Origin of the sequence: Pantoea sp. sgz302252 (assembly GCF_047713085.1) — a bacterium.
Lineage (GTDB): Bacteria > Pseudomonadota > Gammaproteobacteria > Enterobacterales > Enterobacteriaceae > Scandinavium.
Window position 1 is genome coordinate 82,774 of record NZ_JBLFJW010000002.1, and the last position, 15,858, is coordinate 98,631.

The following is a 15,858-nucleotide window of genomic DNA, read 5'->3' on the forward strand; positions in this document are numbered from 1 at the left end:
CTATCAGGATGTTATTCCGCTTTACCCTTCTGATTTCACCACTTTAATTTCAACCATCCCAATCCCCAACTGGCGCGGCGAGTGGCCGAGGATATTGCCTTCATTGGTGGACTGCGGGTCCGGTGGCGCAATGGTCAGCAGATTGCTGCCGGTGGGGTTATCAAAATGCAGCGTGGTGGTGCTGACATCGTTGCTCAGCGTCAGCGTCTGCTCGCTGTTCCCCACGCGAACCGGGATCGGTTTATTGGCGTTCGGCCCAAAGGCTTTGGCGGTGATCACCAGATCAAACTTCGGTGGTAGCGGCTCTTTGTATTCAATTTTCACTTCGTTACCGAGCTGCGCATTCGACCAGCGCCCCCAGTTTTCAGGACGTGAAATACCGCTAAATTGCTTCACCTCTTCTGGCGCGCCTGCGACGTTGAAAATAAAGCTGTCGGCTTTGTAGCGGATATCGTTGTCCACCACTTTCAGCGTGTCGACATTCCCTTTGTAGCGTTCCATGTCGATGATCGTATCTTTAAAGGCGGCTTTGCCTTTCCACTGTGCTTTATCCACGTGCTGAACGGTTTGCTGCCCACCGAGCTGGCCCTGAGACACACACCAGTCCGTGGAGAGCGCCAGTTCCGGCGCCCACAGCTGGCCCATCTTGTAGCAACGGTCAATCCACATGAAGTTGTCGCGCGGGGCGAAATCTGCCAGTTGATAGCGCAGTGGTGCGGAGTATTCGCTTTCCGGCAGCGGTTCGACGCGGTTGTCAGAAACACGCAGCAGCAGCGGCAGGCGGAAGTGCGAGCCGGAAAACGCGATCATGTTTTTCTGCTCGTCGATGGTGAAGTCCTTGATGGTTTTCGGGAAGTTCCACAGACGAATGATGTCGGGTTTCCACGCCAGCACTTTCTCTTTCATATTGAGGAAGATTTCTGCCAGCGACTGCCCCGACAGGCTGCTGCGGCCCAGGCCGATGTAGTTATCGCCGCCGAGGATATCGAGCACCGTCGCGCCGTTATCCATGGTGCTGCGCTTGGTCGCCATCACTTCCTGCTGCGGCTTGTCGCCACGGATCACGAAGAACAGGTTGCTGCGATCCTGTTTGTTGAGATAGTCCCAGGCGGTGTTTTTCATCGCCAGATGATCGGAAGACACCACGATCACCGTGTTTTTGAAATACGGCGAGGCTTTGATTTTTTCGATAAGCGCAGCAACGTGCTCCTGGCTACAGGTGACGGCGCTGAACGACTGGTTCACCTTGCCGCCGATTTCATACTTTTTACGGTCGCAGGTGCGTGAGACAAACCCATCCGGGTGGTGCGTGTCCACGGTCAGGGTGAACAGCGAGAAACGCTGGCCGGATGTCGACAGCGCTTCGTACTTTTTCCACACTTCATCAAGCACGGTATCGTCGTAGAAACCCCAGTCGTTACGGTACGTTGGGTCTGCGACGGTGCTCTTCAGCTCTTCAGAACCGTACAAATTGTCGAAGCCGTGGGATTTCAGGAACACGTCTTTTCCGGCAAAGCGCAGGTTTGCGCCCTGCACGAAATAGTTCTGGTAACCGGAGTTTTTCAGGATATCGCCGAGGCAGATATTCTGCGGGAAGAAGCTCGACACCGACGCGGAGGCGTTACCTTCGAAGGGGGCAAACAGCGGAATGCCACACTGTGACGCAACCATGCCCGCGATGGTGTAATCGGTGCCCGGCAGCTGCATAGTGTGGCTGAAATCGATACTTTCGTTTTTCAGCTTGCCCAGTTCTGGCGTGAGGTTGGGAAACGCCTCGTCATCAAAATAGGTGCGTTCCAGGCTTTCGCCGTAGATGTAAACCAGGTTGAGCTTGGGATTAGGGATAGTCTTCGACGGCTCTTTGTAATAGGCCGCAAAATCAGGATCGCCATCGCGAGACTGGGATTTGACCAGTTCCGTAATCTGGCGGAATGCCGGGCTGGCATCCACGGACGCGAGCGCCAGCACCAGAGCCAGCACGCTGTAGCCGAAATGGTGAGGATGATGGCGACGGCGACGCAGAACCCAGCCCAGGCCGCCAAAAACCAGCACCAGCGCCAGCACAAGGCCCACGCCGGGAAGAATGTATTTGCTGACACCCGCGCCAGTCAGGCTGTTGGTCAGGGTGTAAAGCACGGCGTCATTAATGCCGTCGCCGGTGAAATAATCGCTGGCGTAGAGCGTCAGATTCAGCACCACAAAAAGGCCGAGCACCGTCAGGGTGGAAGCGAACCACCAGGTATTTCGGCCCGCTTTCCATGCGTAGATCACCACAGAAGCGAGAAACAGAGCGACAGAAACAAGCTCGGACACAGCACATCCTCAGTTACCCTGGCCATCCGTTGACCAGTGACTCATTTTTCGACCCTACACTGTAATTGCAGTGCAATATTGCTGCAATTGTAGCGTCAATAAAATGTGCTGTGTTTCAGATTTGTATGGAAAGTGACGATTTTTTAACCCGCTCACAGCCCCGGTGGGCGGGTCTTTGTGGGGGATCAGGAGAGGAAATTGACGCCTTGCTTCAGCACCAGATCGCAAGCCTTGGTTTTTACTTGTTTTCCTAACTCAGAATTGCCCAGGGTGGTCAGATTGAGCTGCTGACCGTTTTGCGCATTGAGCAGACCCTGAATCCCGTCCATATAGTTGGTATCCGCTTTTTGCTCCGTTGGTGTGTCCAGGCCCAGTTTGCCGAGCACCTGATTTTTAACGTTTTCGGCGTCAGTGGCGGAAGCCAGCTTCTGCTTGGCGCAGTATTGCAGGATGCCGGCGGCGTTGTTCATGTTGTCCGCGCTTAACGACTGGCTGTTGCCGAGCAGGCTGGTCAGGGATGAAAGCGAAGAGCCGCCCTGAGTGCTTCCGCTTTGACCGCTAAGCTGGCTGGCTGCGCTGGAAAGGGTGTCAGAGAGCGACACGGCAAAGACGCTGGTGGAAAGCAGGGCGCTGGTCAGCGCCGCTGTGCAAAGAAAGTAATTAGCAGTTTTCATGAGATCGACTCTGTTGAACGAAACCCGCTCAGTATAACGCTGTGCGCGATCAGATTCGTCTCAATACTCTTTGCCGGTTATGCGGCTACGGTAGCTGTCCCAGTTGAAGATCACCCACAGGCTGTTGCCCAGGCGCATACGATCCATGACGCGTTCGCCCAGCAGTTTGTTCATTTCGTCCATATTGCTGTTGGTCAGCATCCCGGTTGGGCGTTTGGAGGACGAGCGGCGATCGACGATCTGGTTGATGATCACTTTTTCATAGCGGGATTCAGTCTGCACGCCAATCTCGTCGATCACCAGCAGATCAACATTGCTCAGATCGTTAAGCAGTTGCTCTTCGCTGGTTTCGCGGTTGCTGAAGGTGTCCTTCATGGCTGACATGATGTCGGCCACGGTAATGATCAACACGGATTTACCGCGCAGCAGTAACTCATTACAGATGGCGGCGGCCAGATGGTTTTTGCCGGTGCCCGGTTTGCCGGAGAAGATAAAGCTCGCGATATTGCCGTCGAACTCTTCCACATATTGGCGAGCTTTCGACAGCGCATTCATTTGACCTTCGCTTTCAACGCGATAGTTATCAAATGAGCAGTTTTGATGCAGCGGACGGATGCCGGAACGGTTAAACGTGCGCTGCATTTTCATCGCTCTGTTTTCACGTTCGAGCGCCGCAGAGCGAAGCTGGCCTTGCTCCTTTTGCCAGGCCAGCAGCTCTTCACCTGTTTTGAATGCCGGTTCGATATGTTTCGGCATCATTTTTTGCAGGCGCTGCATCAGATCACCAACATTTTTCATCGTTAACCTCGGAATCCGGGTGGAATTTGACTGTCTGGCTCGGAAAGCGAATTGAGATCGCGTCTTGGTTGCCCGCCGTTACTCGCGCGGCCCATCTGCACGCTTCGCGCTAACTTTTGCTGCCACTGTACGTGATGGAAAACTTTGCTTTCCGCCTGCCAGTACGCCGTAAACGCGGCCAGTTCTTCTGGCGTGACGGGCTGGGTCAGAGCGATGCCCCACAGTGCCGCCATACGCTGGAAATCTTCATCGGGACGCCAGTCGGCATACATCGGAAATTTACCCATCGGCACGGCAACTGGCGCGGCCACGGGTTCATCAAAGAATTGCCCGTCGAGGGTGACATCACTGCCTGGACGCGCCAGATTTGCTTCCAGCGCCAGCAGTTGTTCCAGACGTTCAGGTGTCAGCGCATAAAACGCCGGAGCATTGTTGGCGAAGACCGCGATAGCACCGTTATCGGCATTTTTTAGCACACCCTCGGGATCGCGCAGGAGCGCATCAATGCCGATAACACTGGACGTTAACACTCTGGAAGACATGGCAGTTACTCAATAAAACGGGACAGGCAGAACATGGCCTGATAGTAGCACAGAGTGCGTCGCGGGAGGAGAGCCCCGGCAGAGGCTCTGCCGGGCAGAGTCACACGCGCGGGCGTTTGCGGTAGAGCCATAAACCTGGGATGGAAAGCCCAATAGATAGCGCACCTACAATCGAGGTGGCTTTTAAGAAATTCTCCAGCAACGTCACCATCAGCGTTTCGCTGTAGCCAATATGGCTGATTTTTACGGCGGAAATCATGGCGGTGTAGGCCGAAATGCCCGGAAACATGGGGATAACCGCGGCAACCGTGAAGATTTTCGGATGCGCCAGATACCAGCGCGACCACTGAATGCCGATGCTGCCAACCAGCAGGGAGGCGATAAACGTGGCCCATTCGATGTTCATGCCCGCCATCATCATCGCCATTCTTGAGCTGTGGCCGATGGCACCTAATAACGCACACCAGGGCAAAGCACGCTGCGGCACGTTAAACACCATCGCAAAGCCGACGGCAGGAATGGCTGACAGAACCGCGTCCTGAATCAGCGCCAGGAAAAAGTGGATTACGCCCATCCTCGTAGCCCCCATAACGTCATGGCCATCACCACGCCGATGCAGGTCGCGAGCGTCAACAAGCTGGCTATCGCCCAGCGTGCCAGACCGGTGTTGATATGGCCTTTGAACATATCGGCGACGGCATTGATCAACGGAAAGCCAGGCACCAGCAACAGCACGCTGGCGGCCATTGCCACGGTTGACGTTTGCGCAAAAGCAGGCAGGCGTAACATCAAGCCTGAAACGGTCGTCGCCGCAAAAGCCGTGATGCAGAAGTTGATTTGCGGATGCAGGGAACGGTGCGTCAATACCTGGCGGATATACATGGCCAGCGTGCTGCCACAGAAGGTGACAAAGGCGCCATCCCAACCGCCGTTATTGAGTTTGCAGAAACAAGCACACGACAGTCCGACCAGCGTGACAACCAGCCAGCGCGGGTAACGCAGAGGTTTTATCTGCCCGAAGCGTTTTTCCACACCGCTAGCATCCAGCAGCCTGTGCTCCGCCATGATGACGATGTGCTGCACTTCAGTGACCACATGCATGTTGATGCCACGATCGTTGTTCTTGCGTGTGGTCGTCAGACACTCGCCGTTGTGGAGCGTCGTTAACACGATAGCGTTTGAGGAGATGGCACTTTCGACGCTGTCCATGCCCAGCGTTAAACCCAGACGCGTGGAAAGTTCGTCCACCAGGGCGCTCTCTGCGCCGTGCTGCAACAGCAGCAGCGCGCACTGAACACACAGCCGCGTCACTTTTCGTTGTATGGCTTGTTCTGCTTCCATCACTTCCCGCAAACCCTCGATAACCGCGCTCAAAACACCGTTGTACCTGAAGCCCACGTCAGCCATGGCCCGGCGAGATCAAACAACCGGCGGATAGGAAACCGTGCGAGTGACTGTTTTTTGAACTGCCGCACACTTTTGCAAGATCGTTGAAAAGTGCAGGTTTTGCGCTTTTTATGTCCTTCAAACGGATAAGCTGACAGTGAATCCGGAGCTGATTTACACCCATCATATTTTGCAGGCGCTCGGTGATGCGGCAGTTTGCCCGCCAGATTGAAAGCCACTATCGCGAACATCTTCTTTTGTCTGATTACGTACAAGTCATGGGTTTTTCCGTGACACATCTTAATTATTTATGCCACGAATTTTATGATTGCAGTGCACTGAATGTGTTACATCAACGGCTAATGCGTGAGACGAAACGGAGCCTGCAGTATACCAGTATGACCGTTACTCAACTATTTGATTATTTGTGATTTTGTGATGCTGCGTATTTCTCTCGTTTGTTCAGGCGCTATGCAGGGGTATCACCAAAAATATTCAGGGAAAATATGAAAAGAAGCGAAAAATCGCAATAAGTAATATTCATCATAGTACGTATTAATATCCGGATTCATGCGGTGCATGGCATATTTATTTATTGTGTGTTAGTGTGTTTTTTGTTATTTCAATTCACATTTATTGCTGCTTTATGCACAGAAAACATATTGCTCTCATCATGCGTTAATCAATGAGTGGTTAATGAGCATCGATTTATCTCCATAAAAAAATCTGCAACATGCAAGGGAGGTGTTATGTATGCGGTCATGAGTAAACTTTGCTTGATTATTAGCAAGTTACCTGTTTATCAATCCGGTATTCGCACCATCATAAAGGAAAATTTTCCTGAATATGACGTGGTGAAACACCCACATATTGATGCGTTAACGATAGCCCAGTTGCATCAAGCAAATCTGATTATTATTGATTTGCATGCAGATCACTTGCTGGGGAAATCTCTTTGTGAGCGATATTACGCGTTGATGAATCAGTATAAAAATATTCGCTGGATTTTTATGGTCAGTCAGGCGGCGTACCCTTTAGCCGTTGAGTATTTACTGCGCCCGGCAAGTACGCTTCTGTCAGAAGCGGAACCCATTCCACAGCTGATTAATGCCATTCGCAAGCAGAGTGACCAAATAGACCATATCAGCACGTTGCTGCTTTGCCCTGTTTCATCGCCTGCAGAGTCATCCGTTGGGAAAATCGCCACGTTGACGCAGTCTGAGCGTCAGGTGCTGCGCTTACTGGCAAAAGGCTGGGCGGTGAATCAGATAGCCAAGTTGCTCAAAAAAAGCAACAAAACGGTCAGTGCCCAAAAGAACAGTGCAATGCGACGTCTGGAGTTGCGAGGGAATGCGGAGATGTATGCCTGGATCAACACAGCTCAGGGTATGAAGGAGCTAAACCTTCTTCCGGCATGGGAGGAACCAATGCAATGGAAAATCACACCGCAGAAAGACATGTCGCTATCATAGAGAATTGCGTAATGACGGTGGCCGGATTCCAGCAGTTGCTGCATAAAGGTCTTAAACATGCTTGTGAGTTACATGCATTCCGGGATAGCGATCAGTGGTTTGCACACCCTGCGCATCCTTCCTATGATTTGGCGATTTACTCTGTCGCCGATACCCGTGACTCCCGGCAACAATGCATCCAATTTTTTACGCATCTGGCGAAAGTAAAACCCGGCACTGTCCGGGTTTTACTGGCAGAAAATGCCCATCAGGCCAGGTTGATTCACCATTTGTCTCCGATTTTGCTTCACGGCGTGCTCGCCAAAACAATGACGACAGAGGAACTGCTTTTTCAGACTAAAGCGTTGCTGAGTCGTAAGCTGAAGCCGGGATGCAGTGTGGTGGCAGGCGTGGTGGGATTAAGTCCAACAGAACGTACGCTGCTTTATTACATGGGAACCGGGCTCTCCATCCCCGAGATTGCGGTGCAAATGGAGAGAAACACCAAAACGATTCGCACGCACAAGTTTAATGTGATGGCAAAACTCGGCGTCAGTAATGATACCGGTCTGCTGTGTGCGGCAGATATCCTTCGTTATCTGCCATTGCAACCCCCTTTAGCCACAAGGCTTTAAAGGCAAACGTCAATCCAGGTCGCCTCGGCCAGCTCCGCGAGTCTGTCAGGAGAGAGGCGAACGGCGCTATGCGTTGCGCCTGCGGCAGGTAAAACTTCAGGGAAAGCTTTCAGCGAAATATCGCAATAAACGGTCAGCGGATTTTCCAGGCCGAAAGGGCAGACGCCACCGACAGGATGCCCCGTCCATGTCACCACTTCGTCGCTGCTCAGCATACGGGCTTTCGCCCCAAACGCGGTTTTCAGCTTTTTATTGTCGAGGCGGGCATCGCCTTTCGCAACCACCAGAATGACTTCGTTTTTCACTTTGAGGGACAACGTTTTGGCGATTTGCCCCGGCAGGACATTATGGGCGGCGGCGGCAAGGGCGACGGTCGCAGTACTCTGATTAAGTTCTATAATTTCGATATCGGGGGCGCGGTCAGCGAAAAATTCCCGCACGGATTGCAGACTCATAGCTCTCTCCTGACATAAATGAAATAAATCTGGCATAAGACATTCATGCTGTAAATAAGCGTACGCGTCATCCCTGCATTTCATCGATTTCTCGATCCTCTTCACATTCACTGCAACCGGTTACAGTAACCGGTTGCGGAACGACGAGCAGGCGATTAATACTGAGAGCGTAACTTCCTCTGTATCGATAAAAAAATAAGAGCCGTGTATGAAATGTCACTCTAAAAACTGCAACCCGGGACGACTTCCCGGCGTGGTAGTGAACTCACAGTTCAGGATTGCGCATCGCGGCACACTAACCGTTGTTGTGCTTACGTCTATAGCCTGTCAGGAGAGCTGCTATGTCTGCTAACCATGCCGCGTTTAATTTGATATTCCGTTTTGTAGAAAACTACGTTAGCCCCGTTGCGGGACGCATTTCATCCCAGCGTCACGTCATGGCTATTCGTGATGGTTTTATCTCCGCCATGCCGTTCATGATTGTGGGGTCGTTCCTGCTGGTGTTCGCTTACCCGCCGTTCTCTCCAGATACCACCTGGGGCTTCGCAAGAGCCTGGCTGGATATGGCAAAACAATTTGAAGGCCGTATTCTGACGCCGTTCGATATGACGATGGGCATTATGTCCATTTATATCTGTGCGGCCATTGCCTATAACCTTGGCAAGCACTACGAGAAAAGCGCTCAGATCGATCCCTTCATGAGTGCGATGCTGTCGGTCATGGCTTTCCTGTTGGTCGCTGCCCCGAAAACAGACGGCACTCTGCCGGTGCACAGTCTGGGCGGTACGGGGATCTTTACCGCCATCCTGGTGGCTATCTATTGCGTAGAGATGATGCGCTTCCTGAAGGTGCGCAACATCGGTATTCGCCTGCCCGACCAGGTGCCGCCGATGATCAAAAACTCTTTCGACCTGCTGATCCCGGTGCTGGTGGTGGTGTTAACGCTCTATCCGCTGAGCCTGTTTATCCAGAGCCAATTCGACATGCTGATCCCTCAGGCCATCATGTCACTGTTTAAGCCGCTGGTGTCTGCTGCAGATTCCCTGCCGGCTATCCTGCTGGCGGTGCTGATTGGTCACCTGTTGTGGTTTGCGGGTATTCACGGCGCGGCAATTGTCTCCGGGATGCTGCAGATGTTCTGGCTGACCAACCTGGGTCTGAACCAGACGGCGCTGGCGCAAAGTGCTCCGCTGCCGCACATCTTTATGGAAGCTTTCTGGACCTTCTTTATTGTTATCGGCGGGTCCGGTGCCACTATGGGTCTGGTGTTCTGCTACCTGCGCAGTAAGTCCGCGCACCTGCGTTCGATTGGGCGTCTGGGCGTGGTGCCGAGCATCTTTAACATCAACGAACCGGTTATCTTTGGTACGCCGATCGTGATGAACCCAGTGTTCTTTATCCCGTTCCTGCTGGCCCCAATGGTTAACGCTACGCTGGCCTGGGCGGCAATGAAGCTTGATTTGATTGGCCGCGTCATCTCCGTTGTGCCATGGACTGCGCCAGCGCCAGTGGGTGCTGCGTGGGCGCTGGGCTGGGATTTCCGTGCGGTGATTCTGGTGCTGCTGCTGGCCTGTGTTTCCGCCATCATCTACTATCCGTTCTTCAAAGTGTATGAAAAACAGCTGCTGGCGCAGGAAGCTGAAGAAGCGCAACGCTCCGCTGAGGAAGCGGGTCAGGCTGCATAACTGAAATAAAAAATAGCCCCGGTAGCGTGATGCTGCCGGGGCTTTTTGCATTCTGAAATACGCTTATTTTAGGGTGCAGTCACCGCACTGCTGCACGTCTGGCAAGCGGTAGCGCTGGCAGCAGGTACGACGCACTAATACGCCTTCACGCATGACGACAGTTCGCCAAAGCGGGTTGTCCTGGCCGTCCGACAATTGCTTCGCGAAGAACAGATGCTCGCGTAAAGCATTGACCTGCTCATCACCCAGCAAAGTCTTCATCTCATTCAGATACCAGTTAATCAGATAGCCGGTATTACTCCAGATGAGCTTCCCGTGAATATCACCCGTTGCTTCCAGCGTGGCGACAACAGGCATCAGGGCTTGCGTCACCAGACGTTCCATTCGCTCAATAGAGGAGGCCTGAGTGAGGGCATGATCTTCCTGCACATCGACCCAGAAACAGGCCGCACGACCGGTTTCGTGAAACTCGACGTGAAAATGGTGCGGGGAGAGATTGAGTGCGCGCGCTTCCGTCAGTAACGAAAGCATCAACGCCGGAACCTGCAGGCCGAAATACCATTGCGCCCACAGCGAAAGCAGAGGCTTGTTTTCCCGTGCCTGCGTCAGGTTGTTGCGGTAAATATGGTCGGAATAGGTCGCCAGTAAGGAAGTGAGTTCAGCGAAACGGCTCCACTGTGAGAGCGTCATACTGCTGTGCGGAGGCGTTTCGCTGAACCGCATAAAATCGAGCAGGTGAGGGCGATGCCCGGCCACTTTATCGCGCAAAGCATCAGCGAGCGTCGGCCCCTGCTCAATGAGCGGTGCACGCCAGATGATCTCTTCACTGAAAGGGGCGGAACGGTATGCCATGGCTGTGATTGGATGCAAATCTAAATGATAATGATTGCCAATCCTAGCTATAGGTGACCGCAATCGCAACTGTTTTTACGTTTCCCGGCAGGTTTTCAACGCCCGGTTAAGACTTCGCTGGTAAGGATATTGTTGCGCCCCAGATGTTTGGCTTCATAAAGCGCTTTATCAGCCTGTTCGAGTGCCGTCTCCACCTCTTCCCCGAGCAACGGGGCAAGCCCAATACTGACGGTTACATTGGTTGCCACGCTGTGGTTAAACATGTGTGGGATTTTAAGATCGTACACACGCTGACGGATGCGCTCAGCGGTTTGCAATGCGGCTTCTGCGGTGGTTGAGGTCAGCACGACCATAAATTCTTCGCCCCCGTAGCGGGTCACAATGTCCCTGGAACGCACGGCATCGCGGATTGCGGCTGATACCTGAATCAGCGCCTGGTCGCCCATCATGTGGCCATAATGATCGTTGTAGGCTTTGAAGTAGTCGATATCAAGCAGCAACACGTAATGCTCGCTGGCATCCAGCGAGAGCAGGGTATCGAGGCGATTCTGCAGGCCGCGGCGGTTATACAGCCCGGTCAGCGGGTCGAGCATACTCAGGTCATTCAGCGTCTGCCGTTCTTCCAGCAGTCTGAACATGAGCCCTTGAGCAAAGTTGTCGTTGCGCTTCTGGATAACGCTCTGGATGCTTATCCCAATAACCGGCAAGGCAAAGCAAAAGACCATGCGGACCCACTGATCGCCCTCACCGAGAAACAGGCAAACCGTTAAAACCGGCAACGAATGTAAGGTGAACGCGATGATATTATTGGAAAAAGCAATCGCACCGACAAACAGCACGCTTAATAAGGCAATCACTAAATAGCTGAAATTAGGCTGGTGCATCAGCGGTGATTTAATGGCGACATGCCAGGCCCATAAACAACCAAACAAGATTGAAATCGCCGGAATATTGATTTTCTTTTCACGCCAGACCCAATGGCTCAGGAGCAAACCCGCGCTGCCCAAGGTGATGGTGAGCAAAGGGAATGTCACGGCCGCCACGTGGTACACAGGGCTGACCATAGAAAAGAGTGATGAGGTTAAATTAAGAAATAAAAACAGGCGTAATGAAAATTGATATTTTTTAATACGCAACGAACGCCAGGATTGTGCTGTCATGTCAGGAAATCATTCATTATTGTGGGATTACAGAAACACTAATCGACAGAAATGACAACATTCGCACGGGAACGAATCGCGCGAGCTATTGTTCAGGATCACTAATCTATTCGGATTATTCTTACAATTTATCACCTTCAGCCAGGACTGTCACTCGCGTGAAAGTAAAGAGTGAAAGGGCTTTCTCACCCAACTTGCAAATGATAAAAATTATCATATGATATTGGTTATCATTATCAATGTGAGAGATGAAACCATGTTGCAGCGAGCATTAGGCAGTGGGTGGGGCGTGTTGATTCCTGGCGGCGTGTTGGCACTCTTAGGATTTGCGGGTCTTTCTGTCGAGACCTGGAAAGGGCTTATTGTTCTGGGTTTGCTGCTGACTTGCGTGATGATCTGGCACCGGCAATTGCGCCACTTCGTGCTGTTGCCATCGGCGTTCGCGTTGATCAGCGGAATGATGCTGGTGATGATGAATATGAAACTGATGGGATAAAAAGGACAAACCGGGAAGAGAAGAGAGATAAGAGACTGGTGCGAGGGGGGGGACTCGAACCCCCACATCCTAAGGACACTAACACCTGAAGCTAGCGCGTCTACCAATTCCGCCACCTTCGCACAGAAATCTTATCGTGATATTGCCCTCGTTGGTGCGAGGGGGGGGACTTGAACCCCCACGTCCGTAAGGACACTAACACCTGAAGCTAGCGCGTCTACCAATTCCGCCACCGTCGCCCAGTGTGAGCAATATCTTGTAGTAGTTGGTGCGAGGGGGGGGACTCGAACCCCCACATCCTAAGGACACTAACACCTGAAGCTAGCGCGTCTACCAATTCCGCCACCTTCGCATACCATCGATTCTTGAAAAGAGTCGCTACTACGGAGGCGCATTCTAGTGGTTTTCGCACTTTCGTCAACAGTTAATTGCACTGCTGTTTTTGATTGTTGCAAAAGTGGGCGTTTACTCGCAGGAAAAGCAAAACGCCCGGGCGCAAGGCCTGCGGGCGTTTCAGGGCGATTACTTTTTCGCCTGGCGGGTCATGACGGTGCGATAGACTTTGAAGCGGCCGGTTTGGGCAATCACTTCGTGGAAGCCAAAAATTTCATCCAGCGCTTTCGGATAAGGCAAAAATGCGTTGGCGACAATGCGCAGTTCACCGCCGCTGTTCAGGTGGCGCACGGCACCACGAATCAACTGCTGGGTGGCTTCCAGGCTGGTCTGCAACCCATCGTGGAACGGCGGGTTTGAGATAATCATATCGAAGCGGCCGGTGACCTCAGAGAAGACGTTGCTGGCAAACACTTCGCCTTCGAAACCATTGGCGGCCAGGGTGGCGCGGCTGGCTTCAACCGCTGGCGCGCTTACGTCGCACAGCGTCAGACGAACTTTCGGCGAGTGGCTTGCCAGCACGGTGGCGAGCACGCCTGCGCCGCAGCCCACATCCAGCACTTTGCCTTTGGTGTGCGGCGTCAGCGTAGACAGCAGCAGCTGACTGCCGACATCGAGGCCATCACGGCTGAACACGCCTGGCAGGGTTTTCACAGTCAGACCGTCGAGCTGATAGTCGCCCCAGGCTTTTTCCGGGTTAAATTCAGGCTGTTTTTCGAGGCGTCCATGGTACAGACCACAGCGGCGAGCGCTGTCGACTTTGTTCAGTGGCGCGTATTCCGCGAGCATTTGCTCAGCACTACGCACGCCGCTACGGTTTTCACCGACCACAAAAATATCCGTCCCGACAGGCATCAGAGACAAAATGTTAGTCAGCTGATACAGCGCTTCCGGCTTGTTTTTCGGCCAGTAGTAAATCAGCGTATCGCAATCGGCAACGTCCGCGGCTTCGGCGGTCAGGCTGAAGCGAACGTTTTCACCCATCTGGCGGCTAAGCACCTGCCAGTGGTGATATTGCTGGGTATGCGCACGGCTAGAAGCGCTGTCCAGACGAGCGGGCAGGTCATCCTGCAGATCACCGGCAAACAGAATACGGCTTTGTTCGAAATCATCACTGTGACGCAGCAAGACTTCACTTGCCGGAGATAATGCAGACATAAAAAATAATCCTAAGTTAACGACGGGCGCGATTATACACGTTTATAGCCGTCATACTTCAAGTTACATCTGCGTTGGCTGCGCCTGCTCACCCCAGTCACTTACTCAAGTAAGCTCCTGGGGACTCACAGTCTTGCCGCCTTGCTGAAACTCGAATTATTTAGGCTATTCCACAAGACTGCCTCCCTGCTTTATTGGCGCAACTTCGCCGAATTTGCTATATTTCCGCGCCTGACAGACAGGAGAAACCCGCGATGACATCCCGACGAGACTGGCAACTACAGCAACTGGGCATTACCCAGTGGTCATTGCGTCGCCCCGCGGTGTTGCAGGGCGAAATCGCTATCTCTCTGCCTGAGCATATTCGTCTGGTGATGGTGGCCGAAACGCTACCGTCACTGACCGAACCGCTGGTCGGAGATATTCTCCGTGCCCTGGCGGTCACGCCGGACCAGGTGCTTCAGCTTACGCCGGAAAGGGTTGCGATGCTGCCGCAGGGCGGGCGTTGTAACAGCTGGCGCTTAGGTGAAAACGACCCCGTGGCGCTGGAAGGCGCGCACATCGACAGTCCGGCCTTCGAACAACTTCAGTCCAGTGCCGCGGCTCGCGCTGCGCTCTGGCAACAAATTTGCGCACATGAACACGATTTCTTCCCTCAGTCAGACTGATTTACCGCGCGCCTGGCAAATTGAACAGCGCGCCCATGCTTTCCCGTGGAGCGAACAGACGCTTGCCAGCAATCAAGGGGAGCGTTATCTCAACCTGCAACTGACGGTCGACGGTGAGATGGCGGCTTTCGCCATCACGCAAATCGTGCTCGACGAAGCAACCCTGTTCAATATTGCGGTCGATCCGGCCTTTCAGCGCCGTGGATTAGGCCGTGAACTGCTGGAGCAGGTGATTGACGAGGTAGAAAAACGCGGCGTGGTCACGCTGTGGCTGGAAGTCCGGGCATCGAACGTTGCCGCCATCGCCCTGTATGAAAGCTTAGGCTTCAACGAGGCGACGATTCGACGCAACTACTATCCAACCGCGGAAGGACGTGAAGACGCCATCATAATGGCACTGCCGATCAGTATGTAAGACAAGGGTTTACGATGAAGATGTGGGACTGGATTTTCTTTGATGCCGATGAAACGCTGTTTACCTTCGATTCTTTCAGCGGCTTACAGCGGATGTTTCTCGACTATAGCGTGACGTTTACCGCGGAAGATTTCCAGGACTATCAGGCCGTGAATAAGCCTCTGTGGGTTGATTACCAGAATGGCGCCATCACGTCTTTACAGCTTCAGCATCAGCGTTTTGAGAGCTGGGCTGCGCGTCTGAACGTCAAACCAGATGACCTGAATGACGCGTTCATGAACGCGATGGCAGACATTTGCGCGCCGCTGCCGGGTGCCGTTTCGCTGCTCAATTCGCTTCAGGGCAAGGTGAAGATGGGCATCATCACCAACGGGTTTACGTCGTTGCAGCAAATCCGTCTTGAGCGTACCGGCCTTCGCGATCATTTTGATTTGCTGATCATTTCTGAAGAAGTGGGCGTGGCAAAACCTGACGCTCGCATTTTTGATTACGCGCTGGAACAGGCCGGTCATCCGGATCGTTCGCGCGTGCTGATGGTGGGCGACACCGCAGCGTCCGATATTCTGGGCGGCATGAATGCAGGGCTCTCGACCTGCTGGCTGAATGCACACCAGCAGGCGCTGCCGGAACACATCAAGCCCACCTGGACCGTAACGTCGCCTGGCGAGCTGGAGCAACTCCTGTGTAAACATTGATTGTCAGCCCCTCCCGTACGGGTAAAATAGCCGCATTTTCGTATTCAACATGCGTGGCTTAGTGCCGCGTTTACTTAAGAAG

Annotated in this window: 17 protein-coding genes, 3 tRNA genes and 1 pseudogene; 8 read left to right on the forward strand and 13 right to left on the reverse strand. The window is 53.1% G+C overall.

Annotation, left to right across the window (positions count from 1 at the left end; genetic code table 11):
- Positions 1-21 precede the first annotated feature (21 nt).
- The 6 genes from opgB to ACLW56_RS02175 form a co-directional block, all read right to left on the reverse strand.
- Complete coding sequence (gene opgB, locus ACLW56_RS02150) at positions 22-2,313, reverse strand: phosphatidylglycerol--membrane-oligosaccharide glycerophosphotransferase (RefSeq protein WP_330982179.1); 2,292 nt, start codon at positions 2,311-2,313, stop codon at positions 22-24.
- Between the two features lie 185 nt (positions 2,314-2,498).
- The gene (locus ACLW56_RS02155) at positions 2,499-2,987 is read right to left on the reverse strand and encodes a DUF2501 domain-containing protein (protein ID WP_330982180.1); all 489 of its coding nucleotides are present in this window, start codon (positions 2,985-2,987) and stop codon (positions 2,499-2,501) included.
- Positions 2,988-3,047: 60 nt separating this feature from the next.
- Positions 3,048-3,785: a DNA replication protein DnaC gene (dnaC, locus tag ACLW56_RS02160; protein WP_330982181.1), complete on the reverse strand. Its 738-nt coding sequence runs from the start codon at positions 3,783-3,785 to the stop codon at positions 3,048-3,050.
- A gap of 2 nt (positions 3,786-3,787) precedes the next feature.
- A complete protein-coding gene (gene dnaT, locus ACLW56_RS02165; protein WP_330982182.1) occupies positions 3,788-4,327 on the reverse strand; it encodes a primosomal protein DnaT in 540 nt (179 codons plus the stop codon).
- 100 nt (positions 4,328-4,427) lie between these two features.
- Complete coding sequence (locus ACLW56_RS02170; RefSeq protein ID WP_330982183.1) at positions 4,428-4,901, reverse strand: threonine/serine exporter; 474 nt, start codon at positions 4,899-4,901, stop codon at positions 4,428-4,430.
- Positions 4,892-5,668, reverse strand: coding sequence for a threonine/serine exporter ThrE family protein (locus tag ACLW56_RS02175; protein ID WP_330982374.1), 777 nt, complete (start codon positions 5,666-5,668; stop codon positions 4,892-4,894). The genes ACLW56_RS02170 and ACLW56_RS02175 overlap by 10 nt, the downstream gene beginning before the upstream one ends.
- Before the next feature lie 239 nt (positions 5,669-5,907).
- Between ACLW56_RS02175 and ACLW56_RS02180 the strand changes: the two are divergent.
- The 3 genes and pseudogenes from ACLW56_RS02180 to ACLW56_RS02190 all read left to right on the forward strand — a co-directional run.
- Positions 5,908-6,246: pseudogene (locus ACLW56_RS02180) on the forward strand (helix-turn-helix domain-containing protein); the annotation flags it as partial.
- Positions 6,247-6,462: 216 nt separating this feature from the next.
- A complete protein-coding gene (locus ACLW56_RS02185; protein ID WP_330982184.1) occupies positions 6,463-7,185 on the forward strand; it encodes a response regulator transcription factor in 723 nt (240 codons plus the stop codon).
- Positions 7,146-7,799 (forward strand): LuxR C-terminal-related transcriptional regulator, encoded by a 654-nt coding sequence (locus tag ACLW56_RS02190; protein ID WP_330982185.1) that lies wholly within the window; start codon positions 7,146-7,148, stop codon positions 7,797-7,799. The genes ACLW56_RS02185 and ACLW56_RS02190 overlap by 40 nt, the downstream gene beginning before the upstream one ends.
- Here ACLW56_RS02190 and ACLW56_RS02195 read toward each other — a convergent pair.
- Complete coding sequence (locus ACLW56_RS02195; RefSeq protein WP_330982186.1) at positions 7,796-8,254, reverse strand: YbaK/EbsC family protein; 459 nt, start codon at positions 8,252-8,254, stop codon at positions 7,796-7,798. The two genes, ACLW56_RS02190 and ACLW56_RS02195, sit on opposite strands and share 4 nt — an antisense overlap.
- 341 nt (positions 8,255-8,595) lie before the next feature.
- On the opposite strand from ACLW56_RS02195, the gene ACLW56_RS02200 reads away from it, so the two are divergent.
- Positions 8,596-9,939: a PTS sugar transporter subunit IIC gene (locus ACLW56_RS02200; RefSeq protein WP_330982187.1), complete on the forward strand. Its 1,344-nt coding sequence runs from the start codon at positions 8,596-8,598 to the stop codon at positions 9,937-9,939.
- 63 nt (positions 9,940-10,002) lie between these two features.
- Here the strand turns inward: ACLW56_RS02200 and fhuF are convergent, their stop codons facing one another.
- Together fhuF and ACLW56_RS02210 are read right to left on the reverse strand one after the other, a co-directional pair.
- A complete protein-coding gene (gene fhuF / locus ACLW56_RS02205; RefSeq protein WP_330982188.1) occupies positions 10,003-10,791 on the reverse strand; it encodes a siderophore-iron reductase FhuF in 789 nt (262 codons plus the stop codon).
- Positions 10,792-10,886: 95 nt separating this feature from the next.
- Positions 10,887-11,951 (reverse strand): GGDEF domain-containing protein, encoded by a 1,065-nt coding sequence (locus ACLW56_RS02210; protein WP_330982189.1) that lies wholly within the window; start codon positions 11,949-11,951, stop codon positions 10,887-10,889.
- Positions 11,952-12,168: 217 nt separating this feature from the next.
- Between ACLW56_RS02210 and ACLW56_RS02215 the strand changes: the two genes are divergently transcribed.
- On the forward strand, positions 12,169-12,447 hold the full coding sequence (locus ACLW56_RS02215) for a DUF1435 domain-containing protein (protein ID WP_330982190.1): 279 nt from the start codon (positions 12,169-12,171) through the stop codon (positions 12,445-12,447).
- Positions 12,448-12,483: 36 nt separating this feature from the next.
- Here ACLW56_RS02215 and ACLW56_RS02220 read toward each other — a convergent pair.
- The 4 genes from ACLW56_RS02220 to rsmC all read right to left on the reverse strand — a co-directional run bounded on the left by ACLW56_RS02220 (position 12,484) and on the right by rsmC (position 13,998).
- Positions 12,484-12,569: transfer RNA gene (locus tag ACLW56_RS02220), tRNA-Leu, on the reverse strand.
- Between the two features lie 30 nt (positions 12,570-12,599).
- Positions 12,600-12,686, reverse strand: a tRNA-Leu gene (locus ACLW56_RS02225).
- 27 nt (positions 12,687-12,713) lie between these two features.
- A tRNA-Leu gene (locus ACLW56_RS02230) sits at positions 12,714-12,799 on the reverse strand.
- Between the two features lie 170 nt (positions 12,800-12,969).
- Positions 12,970-13,998 (reverse strand): 16S rRNA (guanine(1207)-N(2))-methyltransferase RsmC, encoded by a 1,029-nt coding sequence (rsmC, locus tag ACLW56_RS02235; protein WP_330982191.1) that lies wholly within the window; start codon positions 13,996-13,998, stop codon positions 12,970-12,972.
- 254 nt (positions 13,999-14,252) lie between these two features.
- Between rsmC and ACLW56_RS02240 the strand changes: the two genes are divergently transcribed.
- From ACLW56_RS02240 to yjjG, 3 genes are read left to right on the forward strand one after another with little or no spacing between them, the layout of a single operon-like run.
- Positions 14,253-14,666 carry a DNA polymerase III subunit psi gene (locus ACLW56_RS02240; protein WP_330982192.1) on the forward strand — a complete coding sequence of 138 codons (414 nt, stop codon included), beginning with the start codon at positions 14,253-14,255 and terminating at the stop codon, positions 14,664-14,666.
- Positions 14,635-15,081 carry a ribosomal protein S18-alanine N-acetyltransferase gene (gene rimI / locus ACLW56_RS02245; protein ID WP_330982193.1) on the forward strand — a complete coding sequence of 149 codons (447 nt, stop codon included), beginning with the start codon at positions 14,635-14,637 and terminating at the stop codon, positions 15,079-15,081. The genes ACLW56_RS02240 and rimI overlap by 32 nt, the downstream gene beginning before the upstream one ends.
- Positions 15,082-15,095: 14 nt before the next feature.
- A complete protein-coding gene (yjjG, locus tag ACLW56_RS02250) occupies positions 15,096-15,776 on the forward strand; it encodes a pyrimidine 5'-nucleotidase (protein WP_330982194.1) in 681 nt (226 codons plus the stop codon).
- Positions 15,777-15,858: the final 82 nt, after the last annotated feature.